The following is a 22,518-nucleotide window of genomic DNA, read 5'->3' as shown; positions in this document are numbered from 1 at the left end:
GAACGACCTTCAAGGAAGTGACCGTATGGCCCTAGAAATTCTCGTCGTAGATGATGAACGCGACATCCGCGAGCTCGTCTCGGGCGTATTGAGCGACGAAGGCTACGAGTGCCGCACGGCGGGCGACAGCAAGTCGGCGCTCGAGATGATCGACGACCGGCGACCGAGCCTGGTGCTGCTCGATGTCTGGCTCCACGGCAGCGCCATGGACGGGCTCGAAGTGCTCGACGAGATCAAGCAGCGCGAGCCGGAACTCCCGGTCATCGTCTTCTCCGGGCACGGCAATATCGACACGGCGGTTTCTGCCGTCAGCCGCGGCGCGATGGATTTCATCGAGAAGCCGTTCGAGGCCGAGCGGCTGCTCCATCTCGTCGAGCGGGCCACGGAGACAGAGCGGCTGCGACGCGAAAACACCCGGCTCAAGCAGGGCTTTGCCGGCGGAGAGGAATTCACGGGCAATTCCTCGGCTATCAACGCGGTCCGGGCAACGCTCAAGCGGGTTGCCGGGACCGGCAGCCGCGTGCTCATCACCGGGCCCGGCGGATCGGGCAAGGAAGTCGCTGCCCGGCTGCTCCATTCGTGGAGCCCGCGCGCCGAGAACGCCTTCGTCATCGTCAATTCCGCCCGCATAACCCCTGAACGGTTCGAGCAGGAGCTGTTCGGAGAGGAAGCCGACGGCAAGCTGGTGCGTCCGGGCTTGCTGGAAACGGCGGACGGCGGCACACTCTATCTCGACGAGGTGGCCGACATGCCGCTCTCGACGCAGGCGCGGATACTCCGCGTGTTGACCGAACAGAGTTTCGTGAGGGTAGGGGGGACGCGTCAGATCGGGGTCGACGTGCGCGTCGTATCTTCGACCTCGCGCGATCTGCAGGCGGAGATGGACGCCAAGAACTTTCGCGAGGATTTGTTCTACCGGCTCAATGTCGTGCCGGTCTCGATTCCTTCGCTGGCGGAGAGACGGGACGACATCCCGGCGCTTGCCGAACACTTCTTCACTCGTCAGTCGGCAGAGCAAGGCATCGCGCCGCCCGAACTGTCCGACGATGCGCTTGCAGCGCTGCAGTCCTACGATTGGCCGGGTAACGTGCGGCAGCTGCGCAATGTCGTCGAGCGGACGATAATACTGACCCCCCGCGAGCATCTCGACCGGGTCGAGGTCGACATGCTGCCGGCGGAAATCACCGGCGGCAGGATGGGCGCAGGATCGGGCATGAATGCGATGATGGGCGCCCCCTTGCGCGAAGCACGCGAGAGCTTCGAGCGCGAATATCTAACGGTCCAGATACGGCGGTTTTCCGGCAATATATCGAAGACCGCGAGCTTCATCGGGATGGAACGATCGGCGCTGCATCGCAAGCTCAAGCTGCTCGGCATGGCCAATCGCAAGGGGGACGAGGACGAATGACGAGCGAGCCGGAAACCGGTTGCTCCTGAAACAGTTGCGATAAGCGGATCAACGCTTATTTCGTGACGAACCGAGACGGGAGCTGGCACCGACGCGCCAGCACCCAGATTGCGGACCGCACCAACGGCCGCCAACAACAAAAGGAGCCTGGCAATGTCCAGCGGCAAGACTCTTTCGGCTCGTCCGGTAGCCAAGAAACCGGAACCAGCCCGCGCCACGGGCAAGCAACAGAACCTGCAGGATGCGTTTCTCAATCTTCTCCGCCGGGAGAAGGTGCCGGTAACGATGTTTCTGGTCAAAGGCGTGAAGCTGCAGGGCATCGTGACCTGGTTCGACAATTTCTCGATACTGCTTCGGCGCGACGGCCAATCGCAGCTCGTCTACAAGCACGCCATCTCCACCATCATGCCGTCGCAGCCAGTCGATGTCGGCCAGTTCGGAAGCCAGAACAGTAACGCCAAGCAGCGTCTGCTCCAGGACGTATTCCTGTCGCGCGTACGCGAAGCGGAAGCACAGGTGACCATGTTCCTCGTGAACGGCGTGATGCTGCAAGGCCAGATAGCCGCCTACGACCTGTTCTGCATGTTGCTCGAACGCGAGGGCATGGTGCAACTCGCCTACAAGCACGCGGTAAGCACGATCCAGCCTGCTGGACCGGTCGACCTGACCGAAAACTGGGAAGGCGACGACAGCTGAGTTTCGATGACGATCTGATGGGCGAAGTCTCGCGTGGTGCTCGCGCGCTGGTCATTTCGCCCGACATCCGCGGACAGACGCACGATCTCGATGCCGGCGAGCGGCTCGAGGAGGCCTCGGCGCTCGCCCTCGCGATCGGCATCGAAGTCGTTCACGGTACGGTGATACCGATCCGGTCGGTCAAGCCCGGTACCTTGTTCGGCTCAGGCCAGGTCGAGGCGATCGAGACGAGCTGCAACCTTCACGAGGCGGAACTGGTAATCGTCGATGGGTCGCTCAGTGCGATCCAGCAGCGCAACCTCGAGGACAAGCTGAAGCGCAAGGTCATCGACCGGACGGGGCTCATTCTCGAGATCTTCGGAGAACGGGCCTCGACTGCGGAGGGGCGCTTGCAGGTGGAGCTTGCCCATCTCGACTACCAGCAGAGCAGGCTCGTCCGAAGCTGGACCCACCTCGAACGACAGAGAGGCGGCTTCGGCTTCCTCGGCGGACCGGGCGAGACGCAGATCGAGGCCGACCGGCGCATGATCCGGCAGCGTATGGGACGCTTGCGCAAGGAGCTGGAGCAGGTTCGCAAGACACGGGCCCTGCATCGCGAGCGGCGGGGAAGGGCGCCCTGGCCGGTGATTGCACTCGTCGGTTACACCAATGCGGGGAAATCGACCCTGTTCAACAGGCTCACCGGAGCGGAGGTCATGGCCGAGGACCTGCTGTTTGCCACGCTCGACCCGACCATGCGCGCGGTCGCACTTCCCGGGATCGAAAAGGCGATCCTGTCCGACACGGTCGGCTTCATTTCGGACTTGCCGACCCAACTCGTCGCCGCATTCCGCGCAACTCTCGAGGAAGTTACCGGGGCCGATCTCATCGTGCATGTGCGCGATATCGCAAGCGATGCCACCGCTGCGCAAAAGGCGCAGGTTCTGTCGGTCCTGTCGGACCTGGGCGTGCGAACCTCGGACACCGACGCAAGCGCAGATGAGCAGCTGGACATCCCGATCATCGAAGCCTGGAACAAGGTCGATCTGCTGGCCACCGAGCAGCGCGAGGAGATATTCGCCCTTGCGCACAATGACGAAAACGTCGTTGCTCTCTCGGCAATCGATGGCACCGGCGTCGGCGAACTGACGGAAAGGATTGACGAAATTCTTACTGCCGGAGCGACGACACGAGAGTTCATACTGCCGGCAACGGCCGGGCGGAGGATCGCCTGGCTGCACGCACATGGTGACGTGATCGAGGAAGCGGATGCGGGGGAAGGGGAGGACGGACCGCTTCGAAGGCTAAGAGTGAGACTTAACCCGAAGGAGCTGGGGCAATATGAAACGCTATGATTTCTCGTTGCGTTTGACCTGCTGCCAAAGGTCTTCCTGCGCATCGATATCGAGCCCGGCAATCGAACCACCTGCGAGTTGCTCCATCGCGCGATAGCGGCGTTCGAACTTGGCGTTGCCAGCGCGTAAGGCATCTTCGGGAGCGATCCCCCGAAACCGCAGCAGATTGACGACCGCGAACAGCAGGTCGCCCGCCTCTTCCTCGACCTTGTCTGAATCTGCAGTCGCAAGTTCTTCCAATTCTTCGATAATCTTGGCGTGGGGACCCTGTGCATCCTGCCAGTCGAAGCCGTCGCGCGCGGCGCGCTTCTGCAGTTTCTCGGCGCGCAGCAAAGCAGGTAACGCGCGGGCAACCCCGTCCATTGCGCTTTCGGCACCTGCGGTCTCGCGTTCCGCCGCCTTCAGGTCTTCCCAACGGGCGCTGTCCATCGTTCCGCTCTCGGAACCGAAGATATGCGGATGACGCGCCTCCATCTTGTCGGCGATCGACCGGGCGATGTCGTCAAATGCAAAAGCGCCTGCTTCTTCGGCCATGCGGGCGTGAAACACGACCTGGAGCAGCAGGTCGCCCAGTTCCGCCTTCAGGTCGGGAAGGTCGTTGCGCTCGATCGCGTCAGCGACCTCGTATGCTTCCTCGATCGTGTAGGGCGCGATCGTGGCAAATGTCTGTGCCGTGTCCCATTCGCAACCGTCGTCCGGGTCGCGCAGTCGCGCCATGATCGACAAAAGGCGCTGCAGGTCGTCGCTCACGGCGCTTGCGTCCGGCAGAGGGGGCGATCGATCTCGGCGTCACTCATCACCACATTGGTCACGACAAGGGAATGATAATATATATTATGTAAAATACTGGATGGTGTCTGCAAGATCATGCGCGACGGTCCCCTACCGCACCAGATCGATAAAAATCGTGACACCAACGAAAATCCCGATCCAGATGAGCACCATCTGCGCGCCGCGCTTCAATGACAACCGCCGCGCAGCCAGTCCACTACCGACCAGCACCAGCATCGCCGCAATGCCTACCAGATGCACGATCTGGAACTCGTTCAAGCGACCATCTCCAAGCCGTCATAACCGACCACCACGTTATCCGGCACCTCGTCGCACAAGCTTCGGTAATCCATGCTCTTGTCGAGATGGCTGAGAACCACGCGTCCTGCTCCGCAGCGTTCACCGAGTTCGATGGCCATGGCGAGATGCGCGTGGGTCGGATGCGGATCGCGCCGCAGACAATCGCTGACGAGAATGTCGCAATCTGCGAAGGTCTCGACCATCTCGTCGGTAATCGCGCTGAAATCAGTCGCATAAACGATCGATTTACCGTCATTATCGAACCGGAAACCGGTCGTTTCGGTCGGTCCATGGGGCATCTGGCACCATTCGATGCCGAAGCCGGCAAAAATGCGCAGCTTTTCGAGAGTTTCCAGCGAGCAAATCGTCGGATATCCGAATTCACCGGCAAATACGTAGCCAAACCGGCTGCGCAAGCGGCGCGCCGTTATGTCGCTGGCGAAGCCCGCAATCGGGCCGCCGCGTCCGTAGCGCAGCACTCTCAGATCATCGATGCCGTGGCAGTGATCCGCATGATCGTGAGTCCAGAATACTCCGTCGATCCGGTCGATACCGTTGTCCAGCAACTGGCGACGCAGGTCGGTCGACGTGTCGACCAGCAGGCGCTTGCCATCGTTGCTCTCGACCAGGATCGATACCCTTGTTCGCCGGTTGCGCGGTTCTGCCGGATCGCAGTCGCCCCAGTCGTTGCCGACGCGCGGAACCCCGGTCGAAGTTCCCGAACCAAGCATGAGAACCTTCACGCCGCGGCCTTGGCAAACAGCCGGCGGAAATTGTCCGAGGTGCGTTGCGCGAGCGCCTCGAACGGCTCGTCGCGCAATCCGGCAACGAATTCCGCAGTATCCCGCACGAAGGCAGGCTCGCACTTTCGTCCGCGGTGGGGGATGGGCGCCAGAAACGGGCTATCGGTCTCGACCAGCATGCGATCGCCGGGCAATTCCGCAGCAATTTCCTGCAGTTCCTTCGCATTCTTGAAAGTGACTATACCCGAAAGCGAGATCGTCAGCCCCATGTCCAGTACCTTGCGGCCAAACTCCCGGGAGGCGGTGAAGCAGTGGATGAGCGCCGGGAAGGCCCCCTTCCCCAATTCGTCCTCCAGAATCGCCGCCGTGTCATCTTCCGCGTCGCGCGTATGGATGATCAGCGGAAGCCCGGTTTCGCGCGCCACGTCGATATGCATGCGGAACAGTGCCTGCTGGGTCTCGCGTTTCGAATTGTCGTAATAATAGTCGAGACCGCTTTCGCCGATCGCGACAACGCGCGGATTGCCGGTCGCCTCCAGCAGCACTTCGCGCCCCAGATCCTCGTGCGCATCGGCTTCGTGCGGATGGATCCCGACACTGGCCCAGACGTCGCTTTCGCGCTCAGCGGTGCCGACGACTTGGGACCACTCGCTCTGCCGGGTTGAAATGTTGAGAAACCCGCCGACCCCGGCTTTGCGCGCTCGCGCCAGCACGCCTGCCTGATCGTCGACCAGTCCCTCGTATTCCAGGTGGCAGTGGCTGTCGATCAACATCACGATTCTGCTTCAGCCGGCAGTTCGAGCCTGGGAAATATCGGGTTCGGCTTGTCGATGACGTGGCCGGAGGCAACCAGAGCGCCGAACCAGCCCTCGTCGGCCAGGGCCTGATAGTCGCGACGTTCCTGTGGCAGGCCCAGCGCATCGAGCACGGCGGCGGACTTTTCGGGAATTACGGGCTGGATTGCCAGTGCGAGGTCGCGGATCGCGATGAAAAGCGTCTGCAGCACGGCAACCATGCGCTTCGGATCGGTCTTCTTAAGCGTCCACGGCGCTTGCTCGTCGACGTACTGGTTGCACGCGTAAACCGCCTTCAACCACGCCTCGATGCCGACGGAAAAGGCCAGCTGCTCGAATTCGCGCGGCAGAGCCTCGCGACAAGCATCCTGGACTGTGGTCAGCAGCGTCTTGTCGTCGCCATCCGGCTCGTAGGCTTCCAGGTGCCCGTCCATGTTCTTGTGAATCATCGACAGCGTGCGCTGCGCCAAGTTGCCGAAACTGTTGGCGAGTTCCGCATTGCAGCGTGTCACGATTGCCTCGGCGGAATAGCTGCCATCCTGCCCGAAAGCGATCTCGCGCAGCAGGAAATATCGCAGATTGTCGACGCCGTATCGCTCGGCCAAGTCCATCGGATCGGTCACATTGCCGAGAGACTTCGATTCCTTCTGCCCGCGATTGAGTAGGAACCCGTGGCCGAACACTTGTCTGGGCAGCGGCAACCGTGCGCTCATCAGGAAGGCCGGCCAGTAGACCGTGTGAAAACGGACGATATCCTTGCCAATCATGTGAATATCGGCGGGCCAGTACTTCGAAAACTGGTCGCCTTCGACATCGGGAAAGCCGACGCCCGTCATATAGGTCGTCAACGCATCGACCCACACGTACATGACGTGCCCCTCGCTGTCGGGTACGGGAACCCCCCAGTCGAAGCTGGTGCGCGAGACGCTGAGATCCTTCAGGCCGCCCTCGACGAACCGCAAGACTTCGTTGCGGCGACTTGCCGGCCGGATGAAGTCAGGGTTCTGCGCGTAGAGCGCCAGCAGCTTGTCCTGATATTGCGAGAGACGAAAGAACCAGGTTTCCTCTGCCGTCCATTCCACGGGCGTGCCTTGCGGGGAAAGCCTTGCCCCCCCTTCCCCGTCGATCAGCTCGCTTTCGTCGTAGAAGGCTTCGTCCCGCACCGAGTACCAGCCTTCGTAGCGGTCCAAGTACAGGTCGCCATTGGCTTCCATGCGTCGCCACAGTTCCTCGCTCGCACTCCTGTGCCGCGGCTCGGTGGTGCGCACGAAATCGTCGTAAGCGATGTTAAGGCCTGTGCACATCTGTTTGAAATAGGACGACATTTCATCAGCCAAGGCAATCGTCGTCTTTCCCTGCTGACGCGCCGTCTGGTCCATTTTCAGGCCGTGTTCGTCGGTACCGGTCACGAACCGGACATCGCGACCGCGCAGTCGCTGGAATCGCGCCATGACGTCCGTCGCGATCCCTTCATATGCGTGCCCGATGTGCGGGCGCCCGTTGGGGTAGTTGATCGCGGTGGTGATGTAGAAGGGTTCTGACATGGGCGCGCTAGTTAGGGGTCGCGGTCGAGGCTAGCAAGCCGCCGATTTCCATGGCGAGCAGACCGGGATCAAAATTGTAAGTCGGCGCCTGGCCTGCCAGTCGCACGAGTTCGCCGTGCGCATCGGCAATCGCGGGCATCCTGTCGTCGCCGGCGGTCTCGAGCGCCTGGCCCAGCACCGACCGTGACAGATCGAGGGCCGCTTGCATGCGGGCACGATCGGGCCTTGCGCCGATCGCCTGTGCCAGCCTGCCGCGCAAGATGAAATCGCGGTCGCCGCTCTGGACGATCTCCCGCATCAGCCGATCGACAGGCGCGAGGTCGCGCTCGACGAAATCGAGCGCCATGCCCGGCGAACCTTGCGCTGCGGCAATGGCGGCATCGCGGGTCGCCTCATCGACATGCGGCGCCTTGTCGGCGAGAAACCCGCGCATCGCGGCATCGTCCAGCGTAGGGAACCTGAGCACCCGGCAGCGCGAGCGGATCGTCGGTAAAAGTTGCGCGGGGCGATGGGCGACGAGCAGAAAAAATGTGCCACGCGCCGGCTCCTCCAGGCTCTTCAGGAGCGCATTGGCCGCGCTCGTCTCGAGATCGTCGGCCGGATCGATGATGACGGCCCTACGGCTGCCCAGAGTGGGGCGAGTATTCAACCGCTGCTGCATCTGCCGGATCTGCGCGATCGCGATATTACGTTTCAACTCGAAAGCCTTACCCTCGTCTCGCTTGCGCTCTTCCTTGTCGTCCTTGGGCAGGTGCGTCAGCACGAGGATGTCGGGATGCTGATCTTCGGGCTGGGGCAAACCCGGTTCGGCGACAAGTTCTCGCGCGGCCTGCATGGCGAAGTGCATCTTGCCGAGCCCCTTTCGACCGGCGAGGATCCAGCCATGGTGCATCCGGCTGCCTTCGCTCGCCTCGCGCCACTCCCGCCAGGGCGTATCGTGACCGAGCAGGCTCAAGTGTCTGCCTCGAGCAGTTCGGCAACGGCGGCCATCACGCGGACTTGGACCTCTTCAGGCGTCCCATTGCCATCGATGACGGCAAAACCTGCCGGATCCGCCTCTGCGAGCGAGAGGAAGCTGTCTGCGACCTGCGCATGGTAATCGGCGCTCCGTCCGCCAATCGCGTCCGACACGCCTTCGTCGCGGGCGGCGAGCCGGGCGACGACGGTTTCTTGGCTCGCTACGATGAGCACCGTCAGATCGGGGCGAAGGCCCTCGCTGCCGAAGTCGTGCAAGGCGGAGACGGCCGCATCGCCAAGCCCACCTGCTCCGCCCTGATACGCCCGGCTCGAATCGACGAAACGATCGCACACGACCCAGTGGCCGGCTGCGAGAGCGGGACGGATGCGCTTCTCGACGTGGTCGGACCGGGCGGCCGCGAACAGCAGCGCCTCCGCGCGCGGGTTCCATCCGCCTTCGGGCGGATCGAGCAGCAGCTTGCGGATTGCTTCTGCGCCCGGTGTTCCACCCGGTTCACGGGTCAGTTCGACTTCCAGCCCGCGGTTGCGGAGCGCGTCGGCCAGCAACCGCGCCTGGGTGGACTTGCCGGTGCCCTCCCCCCCTTCGAGCGCGATGAACCTGCCGCGCTTCACCGGAACCAGCCGACGACACCGTTGACCACGCGCTGCAGCGGCCCGGCCCGCTCGATATCCGCGGCAGCGACGAGGGGAATATCCGCAGCGGGTGCGCTGGCACTCTCGACATGCAGGGTCGCGATCTGTTCGCCCTTGCGGATGGGAGCGCGCACCGGGCCTTCGTAGCGGATCGACAGCTTCACGTCCGGCCGGGCGTTGTCGGGTACGGACAAGGCGATCATGCGCGGCGCGACCAGATCGACCGACGGCCAGCTGCCGTCCTGGACCTGCGCGCTGGCGATTCGCTCGTCCTTGCCGAACAGCACCATCCGGTCGAACGCGGCGAAGCCCCATTCCATGAAGGCCTGGGCGGCCTTGTTGCGGGCCCGGCCGCTGTCCGATCCGGCGACGACCATCACGAGACGTCGCCCGTCCCTCTCGGCCGTACCCAGAAATCCGTAGCCTGCCTGGTAGGTGAAGCCGGTCTTGATGCCGTCCGCACCCTTGACCTTGCCGATCAGCGGGTCGTGATTGGGCTGCGTGATGCCGTTGTATTCGAACTCGGGATGGCCGACGAAATGGTCGAACTTGCTCGGGTGGCGGCGGATCATGGCCCTGGCCAGTGTGACGAGGTCGTTTGCCGTGACCCACGTCTGCCCTTCGTCCGGATAGCCATTGGGTGAACCGAAATGGCTGTCCTTCATGCCGAAGCGGCGAGCCGTGGCGTTCATCTCCGCCAGCCATGCCTCGATCGACCCGTCTGCGGCTTCGCCGAGAACGTAGGATCCATCATTGGCCGACACCGTCGTCACCCCGTGAATCAACTGGTCGACGGTCAGCCGGTCACCCCGCCCGAGGAACATCGTCGATCCCTTGCGCCGCCACTTGCGGAATGCATCGTCGCTGACTGTGACAACCTGCTGCGTGTTGATTTCGCCGCGCTCGAGCTTCTCGAAGGCAAGGAACGTCGTCATCGTCTTGGTGATCGATGCCGGAACGAAGCGCCTGTCGGCCTCGCGAGAGAAGAGCGTCTGGCCGGAGGTGAGATCGACCAGCAAGGCGATCGGCGCGTCCTCTTCGCTCGGAATGGCAGGCACGATGTCCTCGGCCGCGCGCGGCTGGACCGATGGAACGGCCAGCGCGGTCGCAGCCACGACGAGAGCAAGGAGCGAGCGGGGGGCGGTAGGAAAGCGAGCCGACATCTGACCTGTGCCTATATCGCCGGCTTGCCGATCAGGCCAGCGCCTGCAGATCTCTTGTCCGCCGTTCAGCGTGCGATTTCGTCTGCGAGAAGCCCGACGCTCATCGCGTAATAATTGGAGCAGTTATACTCCAGAATAACGCGATAGTTGCCGGTCAGCAGCCATGCCGGAGCGCCCGGACCATCGGGCTGGAACAGCGAAGCCATGACGTCATCCGCGATGGCCTGCTGTGGACGCACGCCGAGCGCGCGCCACTCGGCCACGGTCTTCCACTGGCTGTGCCGTTCGTGCACGCGCTCGCAAACGGGCGAGTTGATTTCGCCGTCCACCGCCGCCCAGTCGAAGCCGTTCGGCACGCTGGCGCGGACGCCCCAGGGCTGGCCGGGACGCCAGCCGGCATCGCGGAAATAATTCGCGATCGAGGCCAGCGTGTCGGCGCGGTTGGAGAAGATGTCAGCTCGCCCGTCATCATCTCCATCCGCAGCAAGCCGTAGATAGACGCTGGGCAGGAACTGCGGATTTCCGAAAGCGCCGGCCCAACTGCCGCGCAAGCGCGACCGGGGATAGCCCTTGTCCGCCACCTTCAGAAGGTCGACGAATTCGGTAGCGAAAAGTTCGCGGCGACGCCCTTCCCATGCAAGCGTGGCAAGCGCCTGCGCAAGATCGAACCCTCCCAGAACCTGGCCATACGCGGTCTCGTGCCCCCAGATCGCCATAAGGATTTCGGACGGCACGCCGTATTGCTGTTCGATCTGGCGGTGGAGACCATAAGTCGCCGAGTGCATCCGGCGGCCACCGTCGATGCGGGCGCTGTCGACATGCGTCGCGATGTAAGGGGCCAGCGGCGGATAGCCGCTTCGCGTCGGCGTTCCGGGCTGAGACCGGTCGAGCTCGATCACGCGTTGACTGGGTTCGAGCCCGTCGGTCATGCGCCAGATCGTGCTCTCGCTCACGCCTTCCGCCCGCGCCCGTGCGATCAGCAACTGCATGTAAGCGTCGAAGCTCATGTCCTGTGCCGAGCCGGGCGAACTGCATGCGCCGGCCAGAAGTGATGCCATAAATGCGAGAGCGTATCTGAACTTCATGCGACCTTGTCTCAAACGGGACGGAAAATGGGAAGAGCTGTGCGACCAGTCGTCAAGCCAACGCGCTGCATTGCAGTTGGTGTCCGAAATGTTCGTCAAGGCGTGACAAGGCCACGCCGCGAGGCTAGCGCCGCGCCTGCGCGGACAGGTGGCAGAGCGGTTGAATGCACCGGTCTTGAAAACCGGCAAGGGTGCAAGCCCTTCGTGGGTTCGAATCCCACCCTGTCCGCCAATCAGCCCATCATCATCGCCGGTTTGAACAGCATCCACAGCGCCATGCCGATCATGAACAGGTTCTCGGTCAGCGAGACGAAGCCCAGCGGCACATTGCTGTCCCCACCGACACAGGCGCATTTCAGTTCGCGCTTGTCCACGTAAACGGCCTTGAACACGCTTACCGCGCCGATCGTCCCGATGAACAGCGCGACCGGGATCGAGACGATGTCGAGCACATGCGCGGTCATCAGCACGCCGGCGAGCCCCTCGGCAAAGGGGTAGATGTAACCGTACGGAACCCAGCGCCGGGCCAGCAGGTCATAATTGAGGAACATCGTCGAAAAGCTCTCGACATCGCGCAACTTGAGGTAGGCGAGCCCGCACATCGAGAAGCTGACGAACCATTCGGCGGCCAGGACCGAGACGGCCTGCCCCGTCGCGACCCAGGCCGCGGCAAGCGCCATCAGCGCCGTCATCGCGAACAGGGCAATAACCGGCTGATAGGTCGTTGCGCCCTTTTCGATGACCTTGCGACCGAAATGCTTGCGAAGATCGGTGTAGCCGCCGATCCGTTCGACCCCGATCCATGCCTGGGGTGTCGTCGCGACGCCGTGCTCGGCCTTGAAGGCGTCGGTTTCCTCGCGTGTGAGCAGGCGATGATCCTCGACCGTGAAGCCTTCGCTTTCGAGCAGCCACTTGGCCTTCTGGCCCGATGGACACAGGTGGTCTGGCAGAGCCATGCGGTAAAGGGTCGCGGTTTTTGCTTCGGTCATCCCGTCCAGATGGGAACGTCCGGCTGAAAATCCACCGCCAATGCCCGACGAACGGCTTCAGCGGCCGCGCTTGAGGATGTACTCCATCTGCTCGCGCAGGATCGGATCCCACTCGCTGCGCAACTCCTTGACCTTCTCCATCAGGGGCTCGTTTTCATGATAGGGGATGTCCAGCCGGTAGAGGCTGGCGACCTGCGGCATCGATCGGCGATCCATCTCCTCGAACGCGTCGGTCGCTGCCTGCGCCTGCTGGCGGTCCATGCCCAGCGCCTCGAACGCGGAACGACCCATGCGCAGCGCGCTGTCATAGGTTTCGCGGATGACATCGCGGCAACCATATGCCCAGAGCTCGTACACGTGGTTCCGGTCGATCGCGCGGGCGGTGACGTGGAGATCGGGGTAGTGCTTGACCGCATACTGGACGAGCCGATCGATCTGCTCGCGCTCGTCGAGTGCGACGACCAGCAGCTTCGCCTTGTGGATGCCCGCCGATGCCAGCAGGTCGGGCCTTGTCGCATCGCCGAAATAGGTCCGGAACCCGAACTTGCGGACGATTTCCAGCTGCTTGCTGTCGTAATCGATCACCGTGGTGGAATGGCCCGCAGCCTGCAGCATCCGGTCGACTATGCCGCCCACGCGGCCGCGACCGGCGATGATCACGGGATTTTCTTCCTCGATGACGTCGGCCTCGCGCGCTTCTCCCTCGCACAGGGCGCGGGCAATGACCTTGTCGTAGAGAATGAACAGCAGCGGGGTCGCGAGCATCGTCAGCGCCACGATGAGCAGCAGCAGGTCCGCCATCTGCTGCTCGAACACGGCATTGGCCACGGCGAAGGAAATGAGGACGAATGCGAACTCGCCCGCCTGCGGAAGACTGAGAGCGAAGAGCCAGAGTGCCTGGCGGCGCAGGCCGTAGAACCATCCGACGGCCAGCAGCACCGCGAACTTGGCCGCGATGGTGACTGCCGCCCAGAACACCACGTCCTGCCAGACCTCGGCCGCGAGCGCGAAATCGATCCCGGCGCCGACGGTGATGAAGAACAGGCCGAGCAACAGCCCCTTGAACGGATTGATGTCGCTTTCGAGTTCGTGCCGGTATTCGCTCGTCGCCAGCACGACGCCCGCGATGAACGCGCCGAGCGCCGGAGACAGGCCGACGAGGCTCATCAGCAAGGCGATGCCGATCACCACCACCAATGCTGCGGCCGTGAAAAGCTCGCGCAGGTTCGCTGCCGCGATGTAGCGGAACAGCGGGCGTATGGCGTAGATGCCGATGGCGACGACCGCTGCAACGGCGGCAATCCGGACGATGGCGGCCAGCCACCCGCTCATGTGTTCGGTGAGGTCGAGACCTCCATGCGCGCCCTCGGCTGCGTGACCTGCGCCGCCACCGACGAGTTCGGGCAAGGCCAGCAGGGGGATCAGTGCCAGGATCGGGATCACCGCGATGTCCTGCACCAGCAGCACCGAGAAGCTGGCCTCCCCGCCCTCGCTCCTGAGCAGGTTCTTTTCGGTCAGCGTCTGGACGATGATGGCGGTCGACGAAAGCGCCAGGACCATGCCGATTGCCAGCGACGTCTGCCAGGGATTGTCGGCAAGGAGGCCGATCCCGAAGATCAGCGCCGTGGTCAACAGTACCTGTCCGCCGCCGAGGCCGAGCAGCTTGCCGCGCATGTCCCACAATCGCTTGGGCTCGATCTCGAGGCCGATGATGAACAGCATCATCACGACACCGAACTCGGCGAACACCTGCAATGCCTCGACATCGACCCGCAACGCGCCGAGCAGCGGGCTGATCGCCATGCCGGCCAGCAAATAGCCGAGCACCGATCCCAGGCCGAAACGGCTCGCCAGCGGGACCGCGACGACCCCGGCGACGAGGATCAGGAAGGCGAGGATCAGGAAACCGGTCATCGCCCTCCCCTATATACGTTTGCGGTCAGATGTGGAGCGCGCGTCCGTAGCTCGCCAGAACGCTCTCGTGCATCGATTCCGAGATCGTCGGGTGCGGGAAAATCGTGTTCATCAGTTCCGCCTCCGTGGTCTCGAGCGTCTTGCCGACGACGAAACCCTGGATCATCTCGGTCACTTCCGCGCCCACCATGTGCGCGCCCAGCAGTTCCCCGGTCTTGGCGTCGAATACCGTCTTGGTGAAGCCATCCGCCTCGCCCAGCGCGATCGCCTTGCCATTGCCGATGAAGGGGAAGGTGCCCGCCTTGACCTCGTAACCGGCTTCCTTCGCCTTTTCCTCGGTCAGGCCGACGCTGGCGATCTGTGGATGGCAATAGGTGCAGCCCGGGATGTTCGAACGGTCGAGCGGATGCGGGTGCACATCCTTGTTGCCGAGCTCTTTCGCGATGGCCTCTGCAGCGGTGACGCCTTCATGGCTCGCCTTGTGCGCCAGCCACGGACCGGGCGTGCAGTCTCCGATCGCCCAGAGGCCCTTGGACTTCGTGCGGCCATAGGGGTCGATCTGGATGAAACCGCGGTCCATCTCGGCCAGCTTCTCGATGCCGATGTTCTCGGTGTTGGGGACGATGCCGATGGCTACGATGCAGTGGCTGAAATCGGTTTCGGAGATTTTACCGTCCTTGGCCTTGATCTTGGCCGTCACGCCCTTGTCGGTGGACTTGATGTCCTCCACGCCGGCACCGGTGATGATGGTAATGCCCTGCTTGGTCAGGCTCTTTTCGAGGAAGGCTGAAACGTCCTTGTCTTCCACCGGCACGATCCGGTCGAGCATTTCCACCACGGTAACTTCACAGCCCATGTCGTTGTAGAAGCTGGCGAACTCGATGCCGATCGCACCCGAACCGATCACGAGCAGCTTCTTCGGCATTTCGGCGGGCGTCATTGCGTGGCGGTAAGTCCATACGCGCTTGCCGTCGGCCTTGGCGAAGGGCAGGTCGCGCGCACGGGCGCCAGTGGCGACGATCACGTGCTTGGCAGTGAGCTTCTCCTCACCCTTCTCGCCCTTCACGGTTAGGCTGGTCGGGCCGGTCAGCGTGCCCTCGCCCATGTGCACCGTGATCTTGTTCTTCTTCATCAGGTGCGTGACGCCCTGGTTGAGCTGCTTGGCCACCCCGCGGCTGCGCTTCACCACCGCCTCGAGGTCCGCCTCGATTGTGCCTGCGATTTTCAGGCCGTAGTCGCTCGCATGCTGGGCATAGTGCAGGATCTCGGCCGAACGCAGCAGCGCCTTGGTCGGGATGCAGCCCCAGTTCAAACAGATGCCGCCGAGCAGTTCGCGTTCGACGATGGCGGTCTTCAACCCCAGCTGCGCGCAGCGGATCGCCGCGACATAGCCGCCGGGTCCACTGCCCAGAACGATGACGTCGTAATTGGTGTCAGCCATAAGCCTCTCTAATCGTTGATCGCGTTCGCAGACTGCGCTGCCATCCGCACCGGGCGCGGTGTACCGTCATCATCGGCGAGCACGAAGACGAAGGTGCCTTTGCACACCAGCATGGTCGTCTCGCCATTGCGCTCTCGCGCGATCCCTTCGGCGGCGATGGTGATCGACGTGTTCCCTTCGCGGACGATCTCGCAATAGACCGAGAGTTCGTCTCCCAGCGCCATTGCGGCCGGGAAGGCGAAATCCGTCGCGGCGACGACATTGGCGCGGCCCTGCCCGGTCCTGCTTGCAAGCGAACCGGCGCCGAGCGCCATCTGGCTCATCAGCCACCCGCCGAATATTCCACCATAGGGGTTGAGGTGTTCGGGCATAGCCGTGACGCGGATGAAGGGCGAGCGGTCAGGCATGGTTGGAATCCGTACCTGAGATTTCAGCGAGTCTCGACCAGCAGAGCGCGGCAACAAGCCCGGGCAGAGCACCAGTCAACCCAGCTAAGAGATAGAACTGAGTATCTCCATCGACGTTTAGCGGTCCGAGAAGGAGTAGGCTAATCCCACCTCCAATCCCGGTCCCGATGATGATTAGCCAAATTGGTTTATCGATATTCGTCGTTCGGAGGGCCAGCGCAATCGGTAATCCTATTACAACACCAGCAACAGCGACGAAGGGGATGAGAACTACCGTTCCTGCGAAGATGGAGATGAGCAATCGTGCAAAAGAGTCCCACCCTCCAAAGAATCCAGTGAGCGGAATACTTCCGGCCGCCGATGCGCAAACTACAGCGAGTAGATAAGCCTTGATATCTGACCGAGAGGTCAAACCACCAGCCCCATCGGGTTCTCGCACAGCTGCTGGAACGCCTGCATCAGTTGTGCACCGTCGGCGCCGTCGATCGCGCGGTGATCGAAACTGCCGGTCGCGCTCATTACCGTCGCCACCTGCAGAGCGCCGTCCACGACGTACGGACGATGCTCGCCCGCGCCGACAGCGAGGATCATCGCCTGCGGCGGGTTGATCACCGCGTCGAACTGCTTGACCCCGAACATGCCGAGGTTGGAGAGGCTGGCGGTGCCGCCCTGATATTCATGCGGCTGCAGCTTGCCGTCGCGCGCCTTGCCGGCAAGCTCCTTCATCTCGGTGCTGATCTGCGCGAGGCCCTTGCGCCCGGCATCGACGATGATCGGCGTGATCAGGCCCGAAGGCGCAGCCACCGCGACCGAGATGTCCTGCCGCGAATAACGGTGCAGTTCGTCGCCCTGGAAACTGACGTTGCACGCCGGCACACGCTGGAGCGCGCGGGCCAGCGCCTTGATGAGCAGGTCGTTGACCGACAGCTTCACGCCATCGGCCTCCAGGCTGGCATTCAGTTCGCCGCGCAGCTTGAGCAGCGCATCGAGGCGCACGTCGACCGTGAGGTAGATGTGCGGAATGGTCTGCTTCGCCTCGGTCAGGCGGCGCGCGATGACCTTGCGGACATTGTTGAGCTTTTCCGCCTCGTAAGGCGCGCCGAATTCGCTTTCGGCGGGTGTCCTGGCGGGTGTCTTGGGTGCGTCCATTGCCTGTGCGGGTGCGGCAGCAGCCTGGCCGGGCTCGGCGTTTTCGACGTCCGCCTTGACGATGCGGCCGTTGGGTCCGGACCCGTTGATCACCGTCAGGTCGAGCCCCTTTTGCTCGGCAATGCGCTTGGCCAGGGGAGAGGCAACAACGCGATCGCCGCTAGCGGACGGCGCGGGAGACGATGCCGGAGCAGGGCTCGGCGACGGGGTCGGAGTAGTGGCCGGTGTGCTGGCGGGTGCCGAGCCAGCAGGCGCATCCTCGACATCGCCCTTGGTGATCTTCCCGTCCGGCCCGGTTCCGGTAATCGAGGCAAGGTCGACACCCTTTTCGGCCGCGAGCTTGCGCGCGCTCGGCGTGGCGGCAGGGCCATCGGGCGACGGGGCAGGCGCGGAGGACGGGACTGGCTTAGGCGTTTCCGCCGGTTCGGCATCGACGGCAGCCTTGGTATCGATGGAGGCGGGATCCTCGCCCTCTTCGGCAAGCATGGCGATGACCTCGCCGACCTTCACGCCCTCGGTTCCCTCGGCGATCAGGATCTGGGCGATCGTGCCCTCGTCCACCGCCTCGAATTCCATGGTCGCCTTGTCGGTTTCGATTTCGGCCATGATGTCCCCGGCGGACACCGTATCGCCTTCCTTGACCAGCCACTTGGCCAGCGTTCCTTCCTCCATGGTGGGCGAAAGCGCGGGCATTTTGATGGCGATGGGCATGGTTTACGTTACGTCCTTCCCGGGGAGTGGGTAGCGCCACCTCTGGCCAATTTGGTTCGCACGGGCAAGGTTCTTGCGCCAAAATAGATTTCAGCAGATACAAGCCCCGCTTGGGCGGCCGAGGGAGGGCACGTGGTTCGCGTTTATCTCGTCGTGATGGACGAAACGGAGGAGGCGCGCAAAGCCGTGCGCTTCGCCTCGCGCCGTGCCGCCAACACCGGCGGATCGCTTCATATCCTCGCGCTGGTGCCGCAACAGAACTTCAACGCCTTCGGCGGCGTGCAGGCCACGATCGAGCAGGAGGCGCGCGAGCGGGCCGAGGTGATGGCCGACAACGCCGCGGGCAACATCTTTGCCGAGGGTGGCAAGATGCCGCAAATCGCCGTCCGGGTCGGCAGCGCGCAAACGGTTGTCCGCGAATATCTCGAGGAACACGAGGAAGTCGCGGCACTGGTGCTGGCGGCCGCGGAAGACAGCAATCCCGGACCGCTTGTCACGCATTTCACCAGCGGGGCGCACGCCCTGCCCTGCCCGGTCTACATCGTGCCCGGCAGCCTCAGCGACGAGAAGATCGACGAACTCGCCTGAAACGCTCGCCGGCTAGCGCTTCTTCTTTCCGCCACCCTGTTTGCGCCCCTGGTGCCGGATGTTTCCAGGCCGGCCGCGCTTGCCCTGCGTGTGTTTCGGCGCATGCTTTGCAGTCCCCGTTTTCTTTGCGAGTGGCCGCTTGCCCCGTGGCTCGATCGATTGGCCCTCGCTGCCCGGAACCTCGAACTTGAGCGCGCCCGTCAGCGCATTGGCTTCGGCCAGTTTCAATTCGAGCACGTCGCCGCTGGCGTAGGTCGTGCCGCTGTTCTCGCCGATCAGCGCCTGCGCTTTCTCGTCGTAGCGGAAGTATTCGCGCCCGAGCGAGGATACCGGCACAAGCCCGTCGCCGCCCATTCCCACGATCGTGGCGAAGAACCCGAAGCTCTGCACACCGGTGATCCGCGTCTTGAAGGTTTCTCCCACGCGGCTCGACAGCCAGGCAGCCATGTAGCGGTCGATGGTATCTCGCTCGGCCTCCATCGCGCGTCGTTCTGTCTGGCTGATGGCATCGGTTATGCCCTGCAGGTTGGCCTTGTCCCGATCCGCGAGGCCGGTGCCCTCCGGCAAATCGAGCTTTCTGGGCGGAGCAGGCTGTTCGAGCTTGTAGGCGTCGACCAGCGCGCGGTGGACCAGCAGGTCGGCATAGCGACGGATCGGCGAGGTGAAGTGTGCATAGGAGCCGAGCGCGAGGCCGAAATGGCCAGCATTGGCCGGGCCGTAATAGGCCTGCATCTGGCTGCGCAGCACCGCCTCCATCACCAGCGCCTTTTCCGCTTCGTCGGAAATGTCCTTGAGCATCCGGTTGAACAGGCCGGGCGTCACCACCTGCCCAAGCGCCAGCGTGCGATCCATGGTGCCGAGATAATCGCGCAGCGCGATCAGCTTCTCACGGCTCGGTGTCTCGTGCACCCGGTAGACCACCGGAGCGGTCTTCGCTTCGAGCGCCTTGGCCGCCGCGACATTGGCAGCAATCATGAAATCCTCAACCACCCGGTGCGCGTCGAGCCGCTCGCGAATGGCGATCTCCTCGATCTTGCCCTGATCGTTCAGCCTGACCTGGCGCTCTGGCAATTCGAGTTCGAGCGGGTCGCGTTCGGCGCGGGCCTTGGCGAGCAGCTTCCATGCTTGCCAGAGATGCTGGAGATGCTGTGGCGCATCGTCGCCGTCGATCGCTGCCTGCGCATCCTCGTAGGCTATGTTGTGCGTGATCCGCACGATCGCGCGGGTGAAACGGTGGCTGGTTACCTTGCCGCCGGCCGATATGCGCAGGTGGCAGGCCATCGCCGCGCGATCCTCGTCCTGTCGTAGCGAGCAGACGTCCGCGCTGAGCACTTCCGGCAGCATCGGTACGACCCGGTCGGGGAAGTAGACCGAGTTGCCGCGCTTGCGCGCTTCCTTGTCGAGCGCGCTTCCGGGCCGGACGTAATAGCTGACGTCGGCAATGGCGACGATCGCGCGAAAGCCGCCCTCGTTGTCCGGATCGGGCTCGGCCCAGATCGCATCGTCGTGATCGCGCGCATCGGCCGGATCGATCGCGACGATCGGCACTGCCCGCAGGTCCTCGCGGTGGTCGGGAGACAGCGCCAGCTCGGTCGCCGCCTGCGCTTCCTCGATCGCAGCTTCGGGAAAGACGTGCGGAATGCCGTGCTTGGCGATGGCGATCAGGCTGAAGCTCTTGGGTGCCAGCGGGTCACCGACGACCTCGACGACTTTCACCCCGGCACGCGGAGATCGCCCTGCCCGCTCTGCTATCACCAGTTGGCCTGCCTCCGCCCCGCCGACATCGCTGATCGGCGAGGACTGGCGCACGCTTTTTTCGATCGGCGCCAGCCAGGGCTTGCCGGCGCCGTCGAACTCGACGATGCCCATCAGCCCCTCGGTGCGGGAAGGAAGCTTTTTGATCGGATAGCCGACCCACCCGTTCTGCGTATCCTCGGTGCGCGTCAGTACGCGGTCACCGCGCTTGAGGGCCGCGCCTTTCTTCTGCTCCTTGAGCACGATGCGGGGGGGCTTGCCGCCGGCTTCCGAATCCCAGTTTTCGGGGACCGCGACCGGCCTGCCGTCCTCGATCTCCTCCACCCGCAGCACGGTGACTTTCGGCACACCGCCCATCCGGTGATATGCCGTGCGCTTCCCGTCGATCAGGCCTTCCTCGGCCATATCCTTCAGCAACTTCTTCAGCGCGATCTTTTCCTGGCCCTTCAGGCCGAACGCCTTGGCGATCTCCCGCTTTCCGGCAACCGTATCGGACGTCTGGAGAAACTCCAGTATCTGCTCGCGGCTCGGCATACCGGCCTGTCTGGGCATTTGACGTTTGGCCAAATCAGTAAGCCCGCGCGATCAGGATCCGCTCGACTGCGGGCTCTCCGGTGAAGATGCAATTGCCGTCGGCAGGCTGTGCATCCATCGGCACGTTGCGGATGGTCAGTTTGTGCGTCTTGAGTTGCTCGACCACCGCGTCGAGCGCGGCACCGGTCGGCTTGGCCCACTGCACCTCGATCCAGCCCGGATATTTCGCACCGCTGCTGTAGAATTCCGAGACCTGCTCCATCGAGGTGACACCTCGGACGATATTTTCGTCGCGCCGTTTGCGTGCCTCGTCGAACAGCCCCCGCTGGATTTCCTCGAGCAAGGCCGCAGCCTTCTCGACGAAGGCATCCCTGGGAGTGAAATCGAAGTTGGGCTTGCCGTTGTCCATGTTCCACAGGCGATCGCGGCGCAGCAGGGCGACCTTGCCGCCCTCCATGTCGCGCGGGCCGACCTCGACGATCAGCGGCGCGCCCTTGCGCACCCAATCCCAGCGTTTGCCGGCAGCCTTGCCGGGCCGCTTGTCGAGCAGGACCCGGACCGGTTCGCCCAGTGCGACTTGCGCCGCAAGGCCAGCGCGCATCTCCTCGCAGTAAGCGAGCAGTGCCTCGTCCTCGGGCTGGTCGCGCAGCATCGGCAGGATGACGACCTGGTAGGGAGCGACCTTGGGCGGCACGCGCAGTCCGTCATCGTCGCCATGGGTCATGATGATACCGCCGATGAGGCGCGTCGATACGCCCCAGCTGGTCGTGTGGGCGAACTGCTCGGCTCCGTCGCGATCCTGGTACTTGATGCCCGCCGCCTTGGCGAAATTGGTGCCGAGATAGTGCGAGGTCCCGGCCTGCAAGGCCTTTCCGTCCTGCATCATCGCCTCGATCGACCACGTGCCGACCGCACCCGGGAAACGTTCGTTCTCCGGCTTCTCTCCGGTGATGACCGGCAAGGCGAGATCCTCTTCCGCGCTCGCGCGATACATCTCGAGCGCGCGCAGCGTCTCTTCCATGGCCTGATCGCGGTTCTCGTGGGCGGTGTGCCCTTCCTGCCAGAGGAACTCGCTGGTCCGCAGGAACATGCGCGTGCGCATTTCCCAGCGCACGACATTGGCCCACTGGTTGGTCAGCAGCGGAAGGTCCCGCCAGCTCTGCACCCAGCGCGCCATGGCATCGCCGATGATTGTCTCCGAGGTCGGGCGAACGACCAGCGGCTCTTCCAGCTTGGCCTCGGGATCGGGAATGAGCCCGCCCTTGCCATCAGAAATCAGCCGATGGTGGGTGACGACGGCCATTTCCTTCGCGAAGCCATCGACGTGGCTTGCCTCGCGTTCGAAATTCGCCAGCGGAATGAAGATCGGGAAGTAGCAGTTCTGGACGCCTGCCGCCTTGATACGGTCATCCATAAGACGCTGGAATCTTTCCCAGATACCATAGCCCCACGGCTTGATGACCATGCAGCCGCGCACACCCGATTCCTCGGCCATGTCGGCAGCGGAGATGACTTCCTGATACCAGGCAGAGAAATCGGCATCGCGCCTGGTGTTGAGGGCGTGGCGGAAATTGGACACGG

General features: G+C 63.4%; 20 protein-coding genes and 1 tRNA gene. 5 read left to right on the top strand and 16 right to left on the bottom strand.

What is annotated here, in order from left to right; genetic code table 11:
* Nucleotides 1–25 precede the first annotated feature (25 nt).
* From ntrX to hflX, 3 genes are all read left to right on the top strand, one after another.
* The gene (ntrX, locus tag GRI48_RS01710) at nucleotides 26–1,408 is read left to right on the top strand and encodes a nitrogen assimilation response regulator NtrX (protein ID WP_160670495.1); all 1,383 of its coding nucleotides are present in this window, start codon (nucleotides 26–28) and stop codon (nucleotides 1,406–1,408) included.
* Between the two features lie 153 nt (nucleotides 1,409–1,561).
* A complete protein-coding gene (gene hfq / locus GRI48_RS01705) occupies nucleotides 1,562–2,104 on the top strand; it encodes an RNA chaperone Hfq (protein ID WP_160670492.1) in 543 nt (180 codons plus the stop codon).
* Between the two features lie 17 nt (nucleotides 2,105–2,121).
* A complete protein-coding gene (gene hflX / locus GRI48_RS01700; protein ID WP_160670489.1) occupies nucleotides 2,122–3,438 on the top strand; it encodes a GTPase HflX in 1,317 nt (438 codons plus the stop codon).
* Here the strand turns inward: hflX and mazG are convergent.
* From mazG to GRI48_RS01655, 9 genes are all read right to left on the bottom strand, one after another.
* Nucleotides 3,433–4,188, bottom strand: a complete 756-nt coding sequence (mazG, locus tag GRI48_RS01695; RefSeq protein ID WP_160670486.1) for a nucleoside triphosphate pyrophosphohydrolase — start codon at nucleotides 4,186–4,188, stop codon at nucleotides 3,433–3,435. The two genes, hflX and mazG, sit on opposite strands and share 6 nt — an antisense overlap.
* A 132-nt stretch (nucleotides 4,189–4,320) precedes the next feature.
* Nucleotides 4,321–4,488 (bottom strand): hypothetical protein, encoded by a 168-nt coding sequence (locus GRI48_RS01690; RefSeq protein ID WP_160670483.1) that lies wholly within the window; start codon nucleotides 4,486–4,488, stop codon nucleotides 4,321–4,323.
* A complete protein-coding gene (locus GRI48_RS01685; RefSeq protein WP_160670480.1) occupies nucleotides 4,485–5,252 on the bottom strand; it encodes an MBL fold metallo-hydrolase in 768 nt (255 codons plus the stop codon). The genes GRI48_RS01690 and GRI48_RS01685 overlap by 4 nt, the downstream gene beginning before the upstream one ends.
* Nucleotides 5,249–6,025, bottom strand: a complete 777-nt coding sequence (locus GRI48_RS01680; RefSeq protein WP_160675230.1) for a TatD family hydrolase — start codon at nucleotides 6,023–6,025, stop codon at nucleotides 5,249–5,251. Before GRI48_RS01680 ends, GRI48_RS01685 begins: the two co-directional genes overlap by 4 nt.
* Nucleotides 6,025–7,590, bottom strand: a complete 1,566-nt coding sequence (metG, locus tag GRI48_RS01675; RefSeq protein ID WP_160670477.1) for a methionine--tRNA ligase — start codon at nucleotides 7,588–7,590, stop codon at nucleotides 6,025–6,027. Before metG ends, GRI48_RS01680 begins: the two co-directional genes overlap by 1 nt.
* A gap of 7 nt (nucleotides 7,591–7,597) precedes the next feature.
* Nucleotides 7,598–8,545, bottom strand: a complete 948-nt coding sequence (locus GRI48_RS01670; protein ID WP_160670474.1) for a DNA polymerase III subunit delta' — start codon at nucleotides 8,543–8,545, stop codon at nucleotides 7,598–7,600.
* Nucleotides 8,542–9,180: a dTMP kinase gene (gene tmk, locus GRI48_RS01665; RefSeq protein ID WP_160670471.1), complete on the bottom strand. Its 639-nt coding sequence runs from the start codon at nucleotides 9,178–9,180 to the stop codon at nucleotides 8,542–8,544. The genes GRI48_RS01670 and tmk overlap by 4 nt, the downstream gene beginning before the upstream one ends.
* The gene (locus tag GRI48_RS01660) at nucleotides 9,177–10,316 is read right to left on the bottom strand and encodes a D-alanyl-D-alanine carboxypeptidase family protein (RefSeq protein WP_337190746.1); all 1,140 of its coding nucleotides are present in this window, start codon (nucleotides 10,314–10,316) and stop codon (nucleotides 9,177–9,179) included. The genes tmk and GRI48_RS01660 overlap by 4 nt, the downstream gene beginning before the upstream one ends.
* 113 nt (nucleotides 10,317–10,429) lie before the next feature.
* Nucleotides 10,430–11,422 carry a lytic murein transglycosylase gene (locus tag GRI48_RS01655; RefSeq protein ID WP_237451690.1) on the bottom strand — a complete coding sequence of 331 codons (993 nt, stop codon included), beginning with the start codon at nucleotides 11,420–11,422 and terminating at the stop codon, nucleotides 10,430–10,432.
* 169 nt (nucleotides 11,423–11,591) lie between these two features.
* On the opposite strand from GRI48_RS01655, the gene GRI48_RS01650 reads away from it, so the two are divergent.
* Nucleotides 11,592–11,681, top strand: a tRNA-Ser gene (locus GRI48_RS01650).
* Between the two features lies 1 nt (nucleotide 11,682).
* Here the strand turns inward: GRI48_RS01650 and GRI48_RS01645 are convergent.
* The 5 genes from GRI48_RS01645 to GRI48_RS01625 form a co-directional block, all read right to left on the bottom strand.
* Nucleotides 11,683–12,438, bottom strand: coding sequence for a MauE/DoxX family redox-associated membrane protein (locus GRI48_RS01645; RefSeq protein ID WP_160670460.1), 756 nt, complete (start codon nucleotides 12,436–12,438; stop codon nucleotides 11,683–11,685).
* Between the two features lie 57 nt (nucleotides 12,439–12,495).
* Nucleotides 12,496–14,352, bottom strand: coding sequence for a monovalent cation:proton antiporter-2 (CPA2) family protein (locus GRI48_RS01640; RefSeq protein ID WP_160670457.1), 1,857 nt, complete (start codon nucleotides 14,350–14,352; stop codon nucleotides 12,496–12,498).
* A gap of 25 nt (nucleotides 14,353–14,377) precedes the next feature.
* Nucleotides 14,378–15,793 carry a dihydrolipoyl dehydrogenase gene (gene lpdA, locus GRI48_RS01635; protein WP_160670454.1) on the bottom strand — a complete coding sequence of 472 codons (1,416 nt, stop codon included), beginning with the start codon at nucleotides 15,791–15,793 and terminating at the stop codon, nucleotides 14,378–14,380.
* 8 nt (nucleotides 15,794–15,801) lie between these two features.
* Nucleotides 15,802–16,200 (bottom strand): acyl-CoA thioesterase, encoded by a 399-nt coding sequence (locus GRI48_RS01630; RefSeq protein WP_160670451.1) that lies wholly within the window; start codon nucleotides 16,198–16,200, stop codon nucleotides 15,802–15,804.
* Between the two features lie 408 nt (nucleotides 16,201–16,608).
* Nucleotides 16,609–18,060, bottom strand: a complete 1,452-nt coding sequence (locus GRI48_RS01625) for a 2-oxo acid dehydrogenase subunit E2 (RefSeq protein ID WP_160670448.1) — start codon at nucleotides 18,058–18,060, stop codon at nucleotides 16,609–16,611.
* Between the two features lie 156 nt (nucleotides 18,061–18,216).
* Between GRI48_RS01625 and GRI48_RS01620 the strand changes: the two genes are divergently transcribed.
* Nucleotides 18,217–18,648 (top strand): universal stress protein, encoded by a 432-nt coding sequence (locus GRI48_RS01620; RefSeq protein ID WP_160675227.1) that lies wholly within the window; start codon nucleotides 18,217–18,219, stop codon nucleotides 18,646–18,648.
* Between the two features lie 12 nt (nucleotides 18,649–18,660).
* Here GRI48_RS01620 and rnr read toward each other — a convergent pair whose 3' ends face one another.
* Both rnr and proS read right to left on the bottom strand, forming a co-directional pair.
* Nucleotides 18,661–20,955 (bottom strand): ribonuclease R, encoded by a 2,295-nt coding sequence (rnr, locus tag GRI48_RS01615; RefSeq protein ID WP_237451688.1) that lies wholly within the window; start codon nucleotides 20,953–20,955, stop codon nucleotides 18,661–18,663.
* Between the two features lie 16 nt (nucleotides 20,956–20,971).
* On the bottom strand, nucleotides 20,972–22,516 hold the full coding sequence (gene proS, locus GRI48_RS01610) for a proline--tRNA ligase (RefSeq protein ID WP_160670444.1): 1,545 nt from the start codon (nucleotides 22,514–22,516) through the stop codon (nucleotides 20,972–20,974).
* Between the last annotated feature and the right edge of the window lie 2 nt (nucleotides 22,517–22,518).

Origin of the sequence: Qipengyuania oceanensis (assembly GCF_009827535.1) — a bacterium.
GTDB lineage: Bacteria > Pseudomonadota > Alphaproteobacteria > Sphingomonadales > Sphingomonadaceae > Qipengyuania_C > Qipengyuania_C oceanensis.
Note: the sequence above shows the minus strand (reverse complement) of the source record. Positions and strands in the feature narration are given on the sequence as shown.

What these genes read in the sequence shown, in the direction of transcription:
- ntrX (WP_160670495.1), top strand. Translation starts at nt 26, where the DNA reads ATGGCCCTAGAAATTCTCGTCGTAGATGATGAACGCGACATCCGCGAG.
- hfq (WP_160670492.1), top strand. Translation starts at nt 1,562, where the DNA reads ATGTCCAGCGGCAAGACTCTTTCGGCTCGTCCGGTAGCCAAGAAACCG.
- hflX (WP_160670489.1), top strand. Translation starts at nt 2,122, where the DNA reads ATGGGCGAAGTCTCGCGTGGTGCTCGCGCGCTGGTCATTTCGCCCGAC.
- GRI48_RS01680 (WP_160675230.1), bottom strand. Translation starts at nt 6,025, where the DNA reads ATGTTGATCGACAGCCACTGCCACCTGGAATACGAGGGACTGGTCGAC.
- metG (WP_160670477.1), bottom strand. Translation starts at nt 7,590, where the DNA reads ATGTCAGAACCCTTCTACATCACCACCGCGATCAACTACCCCAACGGG.
- GRI48_RS01655 (WP_237451690.1), bottom strand. Translation starts at nt 11,422, where the DNA reads ATGGCATCACTTCTGGCCGGCGCATGCAGTTCGCCCGGCTCGGCACAG.
- GRI48_RS01645 (WP_160670460.1), bottom strand. Translation starts at nt 12,438, where the DNA reads ATGACCGAAGCAAAAACCGCGACCCTTTACCGCATGGCTCTGCCAGAC.
- GRI48_RS01640 (WP_160670457.1), bottom strand. Translation starts at nt 14,352, where the DNA reads ATGACCGGTTTCCTGATCCTCGCCTTCCTGATCCTCGTCGCCGGGGTC.
- lpdA (WP_160670454.1), bottom strand. Translation starts at nt 15,793, where the DNA reads ATGGCTGACACCAATTACGACGTCATCGTTCTGGGCAGTGGACCCGGC.
- GRI48_RS01630 (WP_160670451.1), bottom strand. Translation starts at nt 16,200, where the DNA reads ATGCCTGACCGCTCGCCCTTCATCCGCGTCACGGCTATGCCCGAACAC.
- GRI48_RS01625 (WP_160670448.1), bottom strand. Translation starts at nt 18,060, where the DNA reads ATGCCCATCGCCATCAAAATGCCCGCGCTTTCGCCCACCATGGAGGAA.
- GRI48_RS01620 (WP_160675227.1), top strand. Translation starts at nt 18,217, where the DNA reads ATGGACGAAACGGAGGAGGCGCGCAAAGCCGTGCGCTTCGCCTCGCGC.
- rnr (WP_237451688.1), bottom strand. Translation starts at nt 20,955, where the DNA reads ATGCCCAGACAGGCCGGTATGCCGAGCCGCGAGCAGATACTGGAGTTT.